Source organism: Pseudomonas sp. SJZ078 (genome assembly GCF_007828255.1).
Classification (GTDB): Bacteria; Pseudomonadota; Gammaproteobacteria; order Pseudomonadales; family Pseudomonadaceae; genus Aquipseudomonas.
Genome location: NZ_VIUG01000005.1, coordinates 17022 through 32615 on the forward strand (window position 1 = coordinate 17022; position 15594 = coordinate 32615).

At 61.1% G+C, this 15594-nt stretch carries 14 protein-coding genes; 11 read left to right on the top strand and 3 right to left on the bottom strand.

All coding sequences use genetic code 11. From position 1 onward, the window contains the following. The 5 genes from FBY02_RS06735 (at position 1) to FBY02_RS06755 (ending at position 5515) form a co-directional block, all read left to right on the top strand. Positions 1 to 1074, top strand: coding sequence for a microcin C ABC transporter permease YejB (locus tag FBY02_RS06735; RefSeq protein WP_144925015.1), 1074 nt, complete (start codon positions 1 to 3; stop codon positions 1072 to 1074). Between the two features lies 1 nt (position 1075). After that, positions 1076 to 2095, top strand: coding sequence for an ABC transporter permease (locus tag FBY02_RS06740; RefSeq protein ID WP_144925018.1), 1020 nt, complete (start codon positions 1076 to 1078; stop codon positions 2093 to 2095). 1 nt (position 2096) lies between these two features. Continuing rightward, positions 2097 to 3707, top strand: coding sequence for an ABC transporter ATP-binding protein (locus FBY02_RS06745; RefSeq protein WP_144925021.1), 1611 nt, complete (start codon positions 2097 to 2099; stop codon positions 3705 to 3707). Positions 3708 to 3726: 19 nt separating this feature from the next. Continuing rightward, positions 3727 to 4521, top strand: a complete 795-nt coding sequence (gene fabI, locus FBY02_RS06750) for an enoyl-ACP reductase FabI (RefSeq protein ID WP_003202751.1) — start codon at positions 3727 to 3729, stop codon at positions 4519 to 4521. Positions 4522 to 4690: 169 nt separating this feature from the next. Continuing rightward, positions 4691 to 5515, top strand: coding sequence for an AraC family transcriptional regulator (locus FBY02_RS06755; protein WP_144925024.1), 825 nt, complete (start codon positions 4691 to 4693; stop codon positions 5513 to 5515). A gap of 91 nt (positions 5516 to 5606) precedes the next feature. Here FBY02_RS06755 and FBY02_RS06760 read toward each other — a convergent pair whose 3' ends face one another. Beyond that, complete coding sequence (locus tag FBY02_RS06760; protein WP_144925027.1) at positions 5607 to 6194, bottom strand: LysE family translocator; 588 nt, start codon at positions 6192 to 6194, stop codon at positions 5607 to 5609. A gap of 178 nt (positions 6195 to 6372) precedes the next feature. Here FBY02_RS06760 and FBY02_RS06765 point away from each other — a divergent pair, with 178 nt between their 5' ends. The 4 genes from FBY02_RS06765 to FBY02_RS06780 all read left to right on the top strand — a co-directional run bounded on the left by FBY02_RS06765 (position 6373) and on the right by FBY02_RS06780 (position 10314). Next, positions 6373 to 7827, top strand: coding sequence for a TrkH family potassium uptake protein (locus FBY02_RS06765; RefSeq protein ID WP_144925030.1), 1455 nt, complete (start codon positions 6373 to 6375; stop codon positions 7825 to 7827). A 76-nt stretch (positions 7828 to 7903) separates the two neighbouring features. Further along, positions 7904 to 8986: a bifunctional transcriptional activator/DNA repair enzyme AdaA gene (locus tag FBY02_RS06770; RefSeq protein ID WP_144925033.1), complete on the top strand. Its 1083-nt coding sequence runs from the start codon at positions 7904 to 7906 to the stop codon at positions 8984 to 8986. A 23-nt stretch (positions 8987 to 9009) separates the two neighbouring features. After that, positions 9010 to 9624, top strand: coding sequence for a DNA-3-methyladenine glycosylase (locus tag FBY02_RS06775; protein ID WP_144925036.1), 615 nt, complete (start codon positions 9010 to 9012; stop codon positions 9622 to 9624). Between the two features lie 201 nt (positions 9625 to 9825). Continuing rightward, positions 9826 to 10314, top strand: coding sequence for a GFA family protein (locus tag FBY02_RS06780; RefSeq protein ID WP_144925039.1), 489 nt, complete (start codon positions 9826 to 9828; stop codon positions 10312 to 10314). Between the two features lie 96 nt (positions 10315 to 10410). Here FBY02_RS06780 and FBY02_RS06785 read toward each other — a convergent pair whose 3' ends face one another. Further along, the gene (locus tag FBY02_RS06785; RefSeq protein WP_144925042.1) at positions 10411 to 11016 is read right to left on the bottom strand and encodes a tRNA-(ms[2]io[6]A)-hydroxylase; all 606 of its coding nucleotides are present in this window, start codon (positions 11014 to 11016) and stop codon (positions 10411 to 10413) included. Between the two features lie 158 nt (positions 11017 to 11174). Here FBY02_RS06785 and FBY02_RS06790 point away from each other — a divergent pair, with 158 nt between their 5' ends. Beyond that, positions 11175 to 12038: a universal stress protein gene (locus tag FBY02_RS06790; RefSeq protein ID WP_144925045.1), complete on the top strand. Its 864-nt coding sequence runs from the start codon at positions 11175 to 11177 to the stop codon at positions 12036 to 12038. A 62-nt stretch (positions 12039 to 12100) separates the two neighbouring features. Here the strand turns inward: FBY02_RS06790 and FBY02_RS06795 are convergent, their stop codons facing one another. Continuing rightward, on the bottom strand, positions 12101 to 12571 hold the full coding sequence (locus tag FBY02_RS06795; protein WP_055128585.1) for a DUF1289 domain-containing protein: 471 nt from the start codon (positions 12569 to 12571) through the stop codon (positions 12101 to 12103). Positions 12572 to 12976: 405 nt separating this feature from the next. On the opposite strand from FBY02_RS06795, the gene acnB reads away from it, so the two are divergent. Next, on the top strand, positions 12977 to 15577 hold the full coding sequence (gene acnB / locus FBY02_RS06800) for a bifunctional aconitate hydratase 2/2-methylisocitrate dehydratase (RefSeq protein WP_144925048.1): 2601 nt from the start codon (positions 12977 to 12979) through the stop codon (positions 15575 to 15577). The last annotated feature ends 17 nt before the right edge of the window (positions 15578 to 15594 follow it).

Genomic DNA, 15594 nt, shown 5'->3' on the forward strand with positions numbered 1-15594 from the left:
ATGCTGGCTTATATTTTCCGGCGGCTGCTGCTGATCATCCCGACTCTGTTCGGCATTCTGCTGATCAACTTCGTCATCATCCAGGCCGCGCCCGGCGGGCCGGTGGAGCAGATGATCGCCAAGCTCGAAGGCTTCGAAGGCGCTACCAGCCGCATCGCCGGCGGCGGTGCCGAAGTCTCGGTGGCCGGTTCGTCGTATCGCGGCGCCCAGGGCCTGGACCCGGCGCTGGTCAAGGAAATCGAACGGATGTACGGCTTCGACAAGCCGGCCCCCGAACGCCTGTGGATCATGATCAAGAACTATGCCCACCTGGATTTCGGCGACAGTTTCTTCCGCGACGCCAAGGTCATCGACCTGATCAAGGAAAAGATGCCGGTGTCCATTTCCCTCGGGCTGTGGAGCACGCTGATCATGTACCTGGTGTCGATCCCGCTGGGGATCGCCAAGGCGACGCGACATGGCAGCCATTTTGATGTGTGGACCAGTTCGGCGATCATCATCGGCTATGCGATTCCGTCATTTCTGTTTGCCATTCTGCTGATCGTGGTGTTCGCCGGCGGCAGCTATTTCGACTGGTTCCCGTTGCGCGGCCTGACCTCGAATAATTTCGATCAATTGAGCTGGGGCGGCAAGATCCTCGATTATTTCTGGCACCTGGCCCTGCCGGTGACTGCCCTGGTGATCGGCAACTTCGCCACCATGACACTGCTGACCAAGAACAGCTTCCTCGATGAGATCAACAAGCAATACGTGGTCACCGCCAAGGCCAAGGGCCTGACGCGCAACCGGGTGCTCTACGGCCATGTGTTTCGCAACGCGATGTTGCTGGTCATCGCCGGTTTCCCTTCGGCGTTCATCGGCATCTTCTTCACCGGCTCCTTGCTGGTGGAGGTGATCTTCTCCCTCGACGGCCTCGGGCTGATGAGTTTCGAGGCGGCGATCAACCGCGACTACCCGGTGGTCTTCGGTACCTTGTTCATCTTCACCCTGCTGGGGCTGGTGGTGAAACTGATCGGTGACCTGACCTATACCTTCGTCGACCCACGCATCGACTTCGAAAGCCGGGAGCATTGAGATGAACCTGTCCCCCCTCAATCGCCGCCGGTTCGAACTGCTCAAGGCGAACAAGCGTGGCTGGTGGTCGCTGTGGCTGTTCATGATCCTGTTTGTCCTCAGCCTGGGCGCCGAACTGATCGCCAACGACAAGCCACTGGTGGTGCATTACGACGGCGGCTGGTACTTCCCGGCCCTCAAGCGCTACCCGGAAACCACCTTCGGCGGCGAATTCCCGCTGGAGGCCAACTACAAGAGCCCCTACATCCGCGAACTGCTGGCGGCCAAGGATGCCTGGGTGCTGTGGGCACCGATTCCGTTCAGCTACCAGAGCATCAATTACGACCTGAGGGTCCCCGCCCCCGCACCACCTTCTGCGGTGAACTGGCTGGGCACCGACGACCAGGGCCGGGATGTACTGGCCCGGGTCATCTATGGTTTCCGCATTTCGGTGCTGTTCGCCCTGACCCTGACACTGCTCAGCTCGATCGTCGGCGTCATTGCCGGGGCCTTGCAGGGCTTCTATGGCGGTTGGGTCGACCTGGCCGGCCAGCGCTTCCTGGAGATCTGGTCTGGCCTGCCGGTGCTTTACCTGCTGATCATCCTGGCCAGTTTCGTCCAGCCCAACTTCTGGTGGCTGCTGGGGATCATGTTGCTGTTCTCCTGGATGAGCCTGGTGGACGTGGTGCGCGCCGAGTTCCTGCGCGGGCGCAATCTCGAATACGTGCGTGCCGCCCGAGCCCTGGGCATGCAGAACGGCGCGATCATGTTCCGGCATATCCTGCCCAATGCCATGGTCTCGACCATGACCTTCATGCCCTTCATCCTCACCGGCGCCATCGGCACCCTCACCGCCCTGGACTTCCTCGGTTTCGGCCTGCCGGCCGGCGCGCCGTCCCTGGGCGAGCTGGTGGCCCAGGGCAAATCCAACCTCCAGGCGCCCTGGTTGGGCATGAGCGCGTTCGCCGTACTCGCGATCATGCTGAGCCTGCTGGTATTCATCGGCGAGTCCGCTCGCGATGCCTTCGATCCGAGGAAGTGACATGAACCAGGACAATCTGATCGAAGTCCGCGACCTGGCGGTAGAATTCGTGGTCGGGCAACATCGCCAGCGCGTGGTCGAGGGCGTCAGTTTCGACATCAAGCGCGGCGAAACCCTAGCCCTGGTGGGAGAAAGCGGCTCGGGCAAGTCGGTAACGGCCCACTCGATCCTGCGGTTGCTGCCGTATCCGCTGGCCCACCACCCCACCGGCGCCATCCAGTACGCCGGGCAGAACATGCTGGGGTTGAAGGAAAAAACCATCCGTCACATCCGCGGCAACCGGATCGCGATGATCTTCCAGGAGCCGATGACCTCCCTCAATCCGCTGCACTCCATCGGCAAACAGATCAATGAAGTGCTCGGCATCCATAAGGGCCTGACCGGCAAGGTCGCGACCCGACGGACCTTGGAGTTGCTGGAACTGGTGGGCATCCCCGAGCCGCACAAGCGTCTCAAGGCCCTGCCCCACGAACTGTCCGGCGGCCAGCGCCAGCGGGTCATGATCGCCATGGCCCTGGCCAACGAGCCGGAACTGCTGATCGCCGACGAACCGACCACCGCCCTGGACGTCACCGTCCAGCTGAAAATCCTCGATCTGCTCAAGGATCTGCAGGCACGATTGGGCATGTCGCTGCTGCTGATCAGCCACGATTTGAACCTGGTCAGAAGAATTGCGCACCGTGTATGTGTCATGCAGCGCGGTTGCATCGTCGAACAGGCATCGTGCGCAGAATTGTTCCGCGCGCCGCAGCATCCGTACACTCGGGAACTGCTGGCCGCCGAGCCCAGCGGCAACCCGACGAGCAACGTGGTCGGCCCGCCGCTGTTGCAGGTCGAGGACCTGAAAGTCTGGTTCCCGATCAAAAAAGGCCTGTTCAAGCGCACGGTGGACTACATCAAGGCCGTGGATGGCATTCGCTTCAGCCTGCCCCAGGGCCAGACCCTGGGGATCGTTGGCGAAAGCGGTTCCGGCAAGTCCACCCTGGGGCTGGCGATCCTGAGATTGATCGGCAGCCAGGGCGGGATCCGCTTCGAAGGCAAGCAGCTGGATAACCTGACACAGCAGCAGGTGCGACCGCTGCGCCGGGAGATGCAAGTGGTGTTTCAGGACCCGTTTGGTAGCCTGAGCCCGCGGATGTGTGTGGGCCAGATCGTCGGTGAAGGCCTGCGGATCCACAAGATCGGCACCGAAGCCGAACAGGAACAAGCGATAATCGCGGCATTGAAGGAGGTAGGCCTGGACCCGGAAACCCGGAACCGCTACCCCCATGAATTTTCCGGAGGGCAACGGCAGCGTATCGCCATTGCCCGGGCCCTGGTGCTCAAGCCGGCGTTGATTCTGCTGGATGAACCGACGTCGGCCCTGGACCGTACCGTGCAACGCCAGGTGGTGGAGCTGTTGCGGTCGCTGCAAACCAAGTACAACCTGACGTACCTGTTTATCAGCCATGACCTGGCTGTCGTCAAAGCGCTGAGCCACCAATTGATGGTGGTCAAGCATGGCCAAGTGGTCGAACAAGGTGATGCCCGCAGCATATTCGCCGCGCCGCAACACCCCTATACACAGCAGTTGCTGGAGGCCGCCTTCCTGGCCCCAACAACTGCCGAATAACCTGAAAGAGGAGCAACACATGGGTTTTCTCGCCGGTAAGCGCGTACTGATCGTCGGTGTCGCCAGCAAGCTGTCCATCGCATCCGGCATCGCCGCCGCCATGCATCGCGAGGGCGCTGAACTTGCCTTCACTTATCAGAACGACAAACTCAAGGGTCGTGTCGAAGAGTTCGCCCAAGGCTGGGGTTCGAGCCCTGAGCTGTGCTTCCCGTGCGACGTGGCCAGCGATGAAGAAATCGCCAAGGTCTTCGAAGAACTGAGCAAGAAGTGGGACGGCCTGGACTGCATCGTGCACTCCGTGGGCTTCGCCCCAGGCGACCAGCTGGACGGCGACTTCACCGAAGCCACCACCCGTGAAGGCTTCCGCATCGCCCACGACATCAGCGCCTACAGCTTCGTGGCCCTGGCCAAGGCCGGCCGCGAGATGATGAAGGGCCGCAACGGCAGCCTGCTGACCCTGTCGTACCTGGGCGCCGAGCGCACCATGCCGAACTACAACGTCATGGGCATGGCCAAGGCTTCCCTGGAAGCCGGCGTGCGCTACCTGGCCGGCTCCCTGGGCCCGGACGGCACTCGCGTAAACTGTGTCTCGGCAGGTCCGATCCGCACCCTCGCCGCTTCCGGCATCAAGAACTTCCGCAAGATGCTGGCCGCCAACGAAGCGCAAACCCCGCTGCGTCGCAACGTCACCATCGAAGAAGTCGGCAACGCCGGCGCCTTCCTGTGCTCCGACCTGGCATCGGGCATCAGCGGTGAGATCATGTACGTGGACGGCGGCTTCAATACCACCGCCATGGGCAACATCGAAGAGTAATCTGCGCCGCGCATGAAAAACGCCGCTCGTCCTGGAAGGGACGAGCGGCGTTTTTCATTCCCGGTGCCCTGCCCCCCATTCCGCTCGCGATAGCATGACTGAATCGGACGGGCATTTGCCGACAAGGGCTTATACACTGAGGCACAGGTTCAATAAGAGGCGCTGACCAATGAAGCCCATTTCCCTGGATTCCGCCCCTCGTTTCTGGCGCGACGCGGCCTTGCCCTTCATCGAAGCCAGGGCCATCGCGGATGGGCGCAAGGTCTGTTATTCGCGGCATTCCCATGATCATTTCTCCATCGGGGCAATCACCGCCGGATGCAGCACCTACATGCATGGGCAGTCGAACTTCAAGATCGAAAGCGGCACCGTGGTGCTGATGAACCCTGGTGATGTCCACGCCTGCAACCCGATTGACAACCAGCCATGGTCATACGTGATGCTCTACGTCGACACCCTATGGCTCAGGGACCTGCAGCGACGGATCGGCTTTGACGAGCAGTTGGATTTCCAGGGCTTTGCCACCACCCACAGTCGCGATGCCGAGCTGTTTGCCGCATTGCAAGGGTTGTACGGGCAATTGGTGGATGAACGGCTCGCCCCCTCGTCCAAACAGGCCGCCACCGAGGCGTTCTTCATCGATCTGCAGCAACGTCTCAACCCCGCGGGGCGTCCGGACCGGGGCAGCCATCCGGGGTTGATGCGGGCGGCACAGTTCATCCATGACCATTGCACCGAGGCCTTGACGCTCGAAGACATCTGCGCCGCCGCAGAGCTGTCGCCGTCGTACCTGAGCCGGGCTTTCAAGCGCCACTACGGGATGACGCCCCATGCCTTCCTGGTCAATCGCCGGATCCAGTACGCTCGCCGGCAATTGCGCGAAGGCAAGCTGATCGCCGATGTCGCTCTGGACAGCGGTTTTGCCGACCAGGCGCACTTCCAGCGAGCCTTCAAGCAGCATCTGGCGGCTACGCCGGGGCAGTATCGCGGCTGATATCGTCTTCGCGAGCAAGCCCGCTCCCACAAAGCTCACGCGAACTCCTGTGGGAGCAACTGTCTTGGATGATTTATTTAGCCATTCTTTTTCAAGGCACCAACAGATACACCGCACTCGCCACCAGCAACACCGCCATCGCCCGATTGAACAGCCGCATGGTTGCCGGATTACCCAGCCAGTTGCGCAGAAAACTGCCGGCATACGCCCAACAGCCCACCGAGACGTAGCAAATCACCAGGTAGATGGCCGCGAACTGCCAGACCAGCCTTGCCTCGCCATCAGCCACGAAGGCGCCCATTCCCGCGACACAGGCCAACCAGGCCTTGGGGTTGAGCCATTGCATCAGTGCACCGTAGAACATCGAGGGTGCCCGCCCCTCGTCATTGGCGCCCAGGTGACCATTATCCATTACCAACTTCCAGGCCATGAACAACAGGAACGCCACGCCGCCCCATTGCACCACCCGCGTAAGAGCGGGCCAGCGCTGTAGCACTTCATGCAACCCCAGCCCCATCAGCACCAGCAACAGGACGAACCCCAGGGTGGCGCCGGCCACATGGCGCAACGTCGCACGAAAGCCGTACCGAGCCCCGGAACTGAGGGCCACGATATTCACAGGGCCCGGCGTGATGGAGGCGACCAGGGCAAATGCCGCCATGGAGAAAAACAGAGTCATCGCATACCTTCTTCATGTTGGTGAGGTAGCGCACACAGTAAATCTGCGAAAGCCGCGGGTATTGAATAAAACTGCCCCATCGCAACCACGCTGTACCGTGGTGATTTTTACGTAAACTTTATGCAGTATCCGGCCAGCGGAGCCGATACTGTGCGGCTTACTCAATCAGGCGTGCCCTATGTCCTTTGCGGTAGTGCGATTCATCGGCTTCATTCTCGGTATTTTCCTGATCACGCTGGCCGCAAGCATGGTTATTCCACTCATCACCCTGATGATCTATGGGCGAAACGATGACCTCTCGGCGTTTTTATGGTCGAGCCTGATCACCTTCACCTGTGGCATCGCGCTGGTGGCCCGCGGACGGCCCGCGCACACGCAGATGCGCCCTCGGGACATGTACCTGTTGACGACCGCCAGTTGGATTGTTGTCTGCGGGTTCTCCGCGCTGCCGCTGGTGCTCATCCAGCACATCAGCTACACCGACGCCTTTTTCGAGACGATGTCAGGCATCACCACCACCGGCTCGACCGTCCTGACCGGGCTGGACAACGCATCCCCCGGCCTGCTGATCTGGCGCTCGATGCTGCACTGGCTTGGCGGGATAGGCTTTATCGGTATGGCGGTGGCGGTCCTGCCGCTGCTGCGGGTCGGCGGGATGCGACTGTTCCAGACCGAGTCATCGGACTGGTCGGAAAAAGTCACTCCACGCTCCCATGTCGCGGCGAACTACATTCTGTGGATCTATATAGGATTGACCGCTCTGGCAGCCCTGGCCTTGTGGCTGGCAGGCATGACGCCTTTCGAAGCGATCAATCATGCGATGTCCCTGATCTCCACGGGCGGCTTTTCCACGTCGGACGCCTCCCTGGGGCATTGGCCTCAACCGGCGATTCATTGGGTATCGGTCGTTGTCATGATGGCCGGTTCGCTGCCATTTACCTTGTATGTAGCCACCTTGCGCGGCAACCGGCGAGCGTTGTTCAAGGACCAGCAAGTCAAAGGGTTTGTCGGTTTCCTGGTCGTCACCTGGCTCGTGGTCGGAACCTGGCTGAGCCTGAACAGCGACTACACATGGTGGGACTCGGTTCGTATCGTGGCCGTCAACGTGACTTCCGTGGTCACCACCACCGGCGTTGCGCTGGGTGACTACACCCTGTGGGGCAGTTTTGCCTTGTTGTTGTTCTTCTACCTGACGTTCGTCGGCGGTTGTTCCGGCTCGACCGCAGGCGGCCTGAAAATCTTCCGCTTTCAGGTGGCCCGAGCCTTGCTGATGGGCAGCTTGAAACAACTGATCCATCCGCGGGCAGTGATTCAGAAAAAATACAACAACCATCCCATCGATGAAGAAATCGTTCGCTCGCTACTGACGTTTTCATTTTTCTTCACCATCACCATCGGCGTTATCGCCCTGGGTCTGGCACTGATCGGCCTGGACTGGACAACCGCCTTGACCGGCGCTGCCACCGCCGTGTGCAACGTGGGACCGGGGCTGGGATCGATCATCGGGCCAGCGGGTAACTTCTCGACCTTGCCGGATGCCGCGAAATGGCTGCTGACCGTTGGCATGTTGCTGGGTCGCCTGGAGATCCTGACGGTCTTGGTATTGTTTACCCCGGTGTTCTGGAAGTACTGAATCCTTCGCCTTTTGCACAATATTCACTGTCGATTTTTCGGTGGAGCTGTACCGGACGCAGTTCTATGCTCAGCCCATGAACAGACAAGACTCGCTGCTCCCACCCCATGCCGAGATGGTCCGCGCCATGCTCGAACGAGACACCACCTACGAGGGGGTGTTCTTCACCGCGGTCAAGACCACCGGCATTTTCTGTCGCCCTGCCTGCACGGCGCGCAAACCCAAACCGGAGAACGTGGAGTTCTTCGCCCACGCCGACGAAGCCCTGTCGGCCGGCTACCGCGCCTGCCTGCGCTGCAAACCCCTGGACGCTGCCGCCATCGCACCGGACTGGATCCAGGCGCTGCTCAAGGCCGTGGACGCCGAACCCGATCTGCGCTGGACGGACGCCCTGCTGCTGGAACAAGGCATCGAGCCCTTGAAATTGCGGCGCTGGTTCAAACTGCATTTCGGCATGACCTTTCACGCCTACCTGCGCACCCGGCGCCTGGGTATCGCCCTGGGTGGCATCAAAGAAGGTAACTCCATCGACAACGCGGCGTTCGATTCGGGCTACGAGTCCCTGAGCGGGTTTCGTGACGCGTTCGTGAAGTCTTTCCACATCACGCCCGGCCGCGCAGCCCACCGTGAACCCCTGCTGTTCACACGTCTGACCACGCCATTGGGACCCATGCTGGCCATGGCCGAACGACGCGGACTGGTGCTGCTGGAGTTTCTCGACCGCCCGGCCCTGACCCGGGAAATAGAGGAACTGCAACAGCGCTACGGCTACACCGTCGCGCCGGGGCACAACGCGCACTTGCAGCAGATCGAAACCGAGCTGACGGATTATTTCGCCGGAAACCTCACGACCTTCAGCGTCCCTCTGCATATGCCGGGCAGTACCTTCGCCGTCCGGGTCTGGACCGAACTGCAAAAGATCCCCTATGGCGAGACTCGCAGCTACGGCGCCATCGCCGCCGTACTCGGCAGCCCTGGCGCCAGCCGCGCCGTGGGGCTGGCCAATGGGCAAAATCGCCTGGCCATAGTCGTACCATGTCACCGGGTGATCGGTGCGGACGGTTCCCTGACCGGCTATGGTGGCGGACAACCGCGCAAGGCCTTCCTGCTGCGACTGGAAAAAGCCGCCGTGCAGGTTTCACTGCCCCTGGCGTTTTGATTGACATGCCGAACGAGTATCTGATGCCAGCGCCCTACCATGACGCCAGTGTCTTCCTGGCAAGTGTGGACGAAGACTGGTGCCGTCATATCGAGGCAATCGGCCCTTGCCTGCTGCAACCCAAGCCGGCCCGCGATCCCTACGAAGTCCTGGTGCGGGCCATTGCCTACCAGCAACTGCACGCCAAGGCCGGCGACGCGATCCTCGCTCGGTTGCTGGCACTGTTCCCGGCGCTGACATTCCCCAGGCCTGAGCAGATCCTGGCGACTGATTTTGCGCAAATGCGCAGTTGTGGGTTTTCCGCCAGCAAGATCGCGACCATCCAGGGCATCGCCCAGGCGGCCCTCGACGGCGTAGTGCCGGATTACGCCACCGCACGGGCGATGGAAGACGAAGCGTTGATCGAGCGCTTGGTCAGCCTGCGCGGCGTCGGGCGTTGGACCGTGGAAATACTGCTGATCTATAGCCTGGAACGGCCGGACATCCTGCCAGCCGATGACTTTGGGGTGCGTGAGGGCTATCGACGACTCAAGGGATTGGCGCACCCACCCAGCCGCAGGCAAATGGTCGATGTCGGCCTGGCCTGGCGCCCTTATCGGACGGTGGCGGCGTGGTATTTGTGGCGGGTGCCGAAGTGATGTTGGCTGTACCGACGCCTTCGCGAGCAAGCCCGCTCCCACAGAGGATCTGCGTCGCTCATGGATCTTCTGCCCACTCTCGGTCAGTGTGGGAGCGGGCTTGCTCGCGAAGGCGGTCGCATGACCACTCTCAATTCAACTATCAAGACACAGATTGTCTAGGCTGTACTGAGTGATTTCCAATCCCACTGGAGGTTCCCCATGCAGCTAGAAGGATCCTGCCACTGCGGCGCCGTATCGTTCAGCCTGGCCTGCGCCCACCCCTACCCATACCAGCGCTGCTACTGCTCGATCTGTCGCAAGACCCAGGGCGGCGGCGGTTTTGCGATCAACCTGGGCGGCGATGCTCGCAGCCTCAAGGTGCGCGGTCGCAGGCACATCTCGATCTACCATGCGCGGCTCAAGAACGAAAGTGATAAACGCGCCCACCGCAGCAGTGCCGAACGGCATTTCTGTTCTCTTTGCGGTTCGGGATTGTGGCTGTTCAGCCCTGAATGGCCGGAATTGATCCACCCTTTCGCCTCGGCCATCGACACGCCACTGCCGGTTCCGCCGGAGCACACCCACCTGATGCTCGGCTCCAAGGCCCCCTGGGTGGAAGTCGACGCACAGCCGCGCGACCAGCGGTTCGAGGTTTATCCCGAGGAATCCATTGCCCAGTGGCATGAACGCCTGGGGTTGACGGCTTAACGCCCCCATCGCGAGCAGGCTCGCTCCCACAGGAGGAATGCGTTTCCATGTGGGAGCGAGCCTGCTCGCGATGGCGTCAGTACAAACGACGCAGTACTAAAGCGCCGGCACCCCACTGTGAAACCGAAACTCCACATCCGGCGACTCGATCAAGTCCCGCTCGGCCTCACGCACCTTGTCGATCACCTGGACGATGTCCTTGGCATCGCCATACTGGTAGGCCAGTTTCAGGTAACCCTGGAAATGCCGGGCCTCGCTTTTCAGCAGGCCGAAATAGAATTTGCCCAGTTCTTCGTCCAGATGCGGGACCAGTGCTTCGAAACGCTCGCAACTACGGGCCTCGATGAACGCACCGACCACCAGGGTATCCACCAGCTTGACTGGCTCGTGGCTGCGCACCACCTTGCGCAAACCCGAGGCGTAGCGCCCGGCGGAGAGCTGGCGCAAGCCGACCTTGCGCTCTTTCATCAGGCGCATGACTTGCTCGTGGTGCACCAGTTCTTCCCGGGCCAGGCGTGACATCATGTTGATCAGATCGACATGGGAATGGTACTTGGCGATCAGGCTCAGGGCGGTGCTGGCGGCCTTGAATTCGCAGTTCTTGTGGTCGATCAGCAACGTTTCCTGGTCGGCCAAGGCGGCCTGGACCCAGGCATCGGGGGTGCGGCAGCCAAGGAACTCGTGGATTTCGGGAAGGATCATGGGGCTCACGGGAAAGGTAGTCGAGCGAAGGGCGCCGATTATACCGGGCTGCCTCCAGACCACCAGTCACGGCCGTTGATATGCATCAAGTCGACGACTCACCGGCAAGAACTATAGTTGAGCAACACCATGCCTTTTCATCGCTGGAGACGCCGATCATGCAAGCCATTCGCAGCATCCTGGTGGTCATCGAACCCGAACACTCGGAAAGCCTGGCGCTCAAGCGCGCCAAGTTGATCGCTGGCGTGACCCAGGCCCACCTGCACCTGCTGGTATGCGATAGACAGCACGACCATGCTGGCATGCTCAGCGTACTGAAAGCCGCGCTGCTGGCAGATGGCTACAGCGTCACCACGGAACAGGCCTGGAACGAGAGCCTTCACGAAACCATCATCGACGTGCAGCAGGCCGAAGGCTGCGGACTGGTGATCAAGCAGCATTTCCCGGACAGCCCGCTGAAGAAAGCCCTGCTGACGCCATCGGACTGGAAACTGCTGCGCCATTGCCCGCCCCCGGTATTGCTGGTGAAAACCGCAGGTTCCTGGCGGGACAAAGTGATCCTGGCCGCCGTTGACGTGGGCAATGCCGACGGTGAGCACCGGCACCTGCATACCACCATCATCGACCACGGCTATGACATCGCCCGCCTTGCCAAGGCCCACCTGCACGTCATCAGTGCCCACCCTTCGCCCATGCTCTCGGCGGCCGACCCGACGTTCCAGCTCAAGGAAACCATCGAGGCCCGCTATCGCGAGCAGTGCCGCTCGTTCCAGGCAGAGTTCGACATCGATGACCAGCACCTGCACATCGAGGAAGGCCCGGCGGATGTATTGATCCCGTTCATGGCGCATAAACTGCAGGCGGCGGTGACCGTGATCGGCACCGTGGCCCGCACGGGGTTGTCAGGGGTACTGATCGGCAATACCGCCGAAGCGGTGCTCGATGCCCTGGAAAGCGATGTGCTGGTGCTCAAGCCGCAGGAGGTGGAGGATCACTTGGTGGAGCTGGCAGTCAAGAGTTGAAGCGGGTCGCCACAATAAATCCTATCGCCACAGAAGTGTTTCTACAGTTTCTCTGTGGAGCATCAGCCGCCCATCGCATCCTTCAGGAACCCCGGCGCGATGTAGCGCTGGTAATGGGCTTCGGATAGCAGGAAGAATTCCCGATCAATGGCATCGCGCAGGTCCGGCAGTTCCCAGTCGCGAAACTCCGGCAGCAGCACCATGCCGTAGGCTTCGAGGTTGTTGATCACCCGGGCGCCCCGGGCGATCAACTGGTAGGCCCAGCAGTATTCCGACTGATGCGCCACGAAGCGGATCTGGCGCGCGACCAGTTGCTCGCGCAGCAGCACGGGGTCGAACACCTCGAGCTTGGCCACCATGACTTGCACCAGCAGTTGCTCCAGGCGCATCCACACCGCGCGTTTCTCGTCCTCGTTGTAGCCGTTCCAGTGAATAACCTCGTGGTGGAAGCGCTTGCAGCCACGGCATACCAGGTCACCGTAGACAGTGGAGCAAAGGCCGACGCAGGGGGTCTTGATGAGCTGGTTGGGCATAACGGAACGCACACGCAAAAGCAGGACAGGCCGGCATGTTAGCCCTTTGTCTAAGATTGATCACCCCTCAAACTTCCCGACCCAACTTACCTTTAATTTTTTTTTCCCGTAGAATCAGCCAGCCTTTTAAGGCGCCAATGTCCGTTAGAAGCTGTTTTCAAAGCGTCACGAGCACAGTCGTTCCTTCAGAACGGTGTTGGCGAAGGGTCTTTCCAGCGGGGAAAGCCCGACGCCAACCCTCATCAGCTCCCCGTTCTGCAGGCGTAAAACTTTGAAAGCAGCTTCTGTGAGGAACCCCGGAAACCCTGGCGTGGTGGCCCAAAAAGCCCCCGACGTGCATGGGTACCGCGGTTTCTGGATGAGCGTCCCGGACACCCATTTGGGACCACTGATGAGGGTAATACTGTGCTTGAAGCCTACCGCAAACATATCGAAGAGCGTGCAGCACTGGGTATCGTTCCCCAGCCGCTCAACGCCGAACAAACCGCAGGCCTGGTCGAGCTGCTGAAGAATCCCCCGGCTGGCGAAGAAGCTTTCCTCGTTGACCTGATCACCAATCGCGTTCCACCGGGAGTCGACGAAGCCGCCTACGTCAAGGCCGGTTTCCTCTCCGCCCTGGCCAAGGGCGAAGTCCAATCCCCTCTGCTGGACAAGAAGCGTGCCGTTGAACTGCTCGGCACCATGCAGGGCGGCTACAACATCGTGACCCTGGTGGAACTGCTGGACAACGCCGAGCTGGCGCCAGTGGCCGCCGAAGAACTCAAGCACACCCTGTTGATGTTCGATGCGTTCCACGACGTGGCTGAAAAAGCCAGGAACGGCAACGTCCACGCCAAGGCCGTGCTGCAATCCTGGGCCGACGGCGAGTGGTTCAAGAAGCGTCCGGTACTGGCCGACAAGATCAGCCTGCGGGTTTTCAAGGTTCCTGGCGAAACCAACACCGACGACCTGTCCCCTGCCCCGGACGCCTGGTCGCGCCCCGATATCCCGCTGCACGCCCTGGCCATGCTGAAAATGGCCCGTGACGGTATCGTTCCGGATGAGCAAGGCAAGACCGGCCCGATGAAGCAGATCGAAGAGATGCGCGGCCAGGGTTTCCCGATCGCCTACGTCGGTGACGTGGTCGGTACCGGCTCCTCGCGTAAATCCGCCACCAACTCGGTGCTGTGGTTCTTCGGTGACGACATTCCGTACGTGCCGAACAAGCGTGCCGGTGGTTTCTGCTTCGGCAGCAAGATCGCCCCGATCTTCTACAACACCATGGAAGACGCCGGCGCCCTGCCGATCGAATTCGACGTTTCGAACATGAACATGGGCGACGTGATCGACCTGTACCCGCATGCCGGCAAGGTCTGCAAGCACGGTACCGACGAAGTCATCACCACCTTCGAAATGAAGACCCCGGTCCTGTTGGACGAAGTCCGCGCCGGCGGCCGTATTCCGCTGATCATCGGCCGCGGCCTGACCGAGAAGGCCCGTGCCGAGCTGGGCCTGCCGCCGTTCGACCTGTTCAAGAAGCCTGAAGCCCCTGCCGCCAGCACCAAGGGTTTCACCCTGGCGCAGAAAATGGTCGGCAAGGCGTGCGGCGTAGCCGGTGTGCGTCCTGGCACCTACTGCGAACCGAAGATGACCACCGTGGGTTCCCAGGACACCACCGGTCCGATGACCCGTGACGAGCTGAAAGACCTGGCCTGCCTGGGCTTCTCCGCTGACCTGGTGATGCAGTCGTTCTGCCACACCGCGGCATATCCAAAGCCGATCGACGTGACCACCCACCACACCCTGCCTGACTTCATCATGACCCGTGGCGGCGTTTCCCTGCGTCCGGGCGACGGCATCATCCACTCGTGGCTGAACCGCATGCTGCTGCCAGACACCGTCGGTACCGGTGGCGACTCCCACACCCGTTTCCCGATGGGCATCTCGTTCCCGGCCGGTTCCGGCCTGGTAGCGTTCGCCGCTGCCACCGGCGTCATGCCGCTGGACATGCCGGAATCGATCCTGGTGCGTTTCAAAGGCAAGATGAAGCCTGGCATCACCCTGCGTGACCTGGTTCATGCCATTCCTTACTTCGCCATCCAGAACGGCCTGCTGACTGTCGAGAAGAAAGGCAAGAAAAATGCCTTCTCCGGCCGCATCCTGGAAATCGAAGGCCTGGAAGGCCTGACGCTGGAACAGGCTTTCGAGCTGTCCGACGCGTCGGCCGAACGTTCGGCTGCCGGTTGCACCATCAAGCTGTCGAAAGAGTCGATCACCGAGTACCTGCAGTCCAACATCACCCTGCTGCGCTGGATGATCGGCGAAGGCTACGGCGATGCCCGTACCCTGGAGCGTCGTGCCCAAGCGATGGAAGCCTGGATCGCCAACCCTGAGCTGATGGAAGCCGATGCCGACGCCGAATACGCCGAAGTCATCGAAATCGATCTGGACAACATCAACGAGCCAGTGCTCTGCGCGCCGAACGACCCGGACGACGCCCGTCTGCTGTCCAGCGTGGCTGGCGAGAAGATCGACGAAGTGTTCATCGGTTCGTGCATGACCAACATCGGTCACTTCCGCGCTGCCGGCAAGCTGCTGGATCAGGTCAAGGGTCAGCTGCCAACCCGTCTGTGGCTGTCGCCGCCGACCAAGATGGACGCTCACCAACTGACCGAAGAAGGCTACTACGGCATCTACGGCAAGGCCGGCGCACGCATGGAAATGCCAGGCTGCTCGCTGTGCATGGGTAACCAGGCACGCGTCGAGCCGAACAGCACCGTGGTGTCGACGTCGACCCGTAACTTCCCGAACCGTCTGGGCGACGGCGCGAATGTCTACCTGGCCTCGGCCGAATTGGCATCCGTTGCGTCGATCCTGGGTCGCCTGCCGACCGTCGAGGAGTACATGGAATACGCCGGCAAGATCGACAGCATGGCAGCGGACGTGTACCGCTACCTGAGCTTCGACCAGATCGCCGAGTTCCGTGAAGCGGCTGCAAACGCCAACATCCCGGTCGTTCAAGCCTAAGGCTTCGACGCTCGACT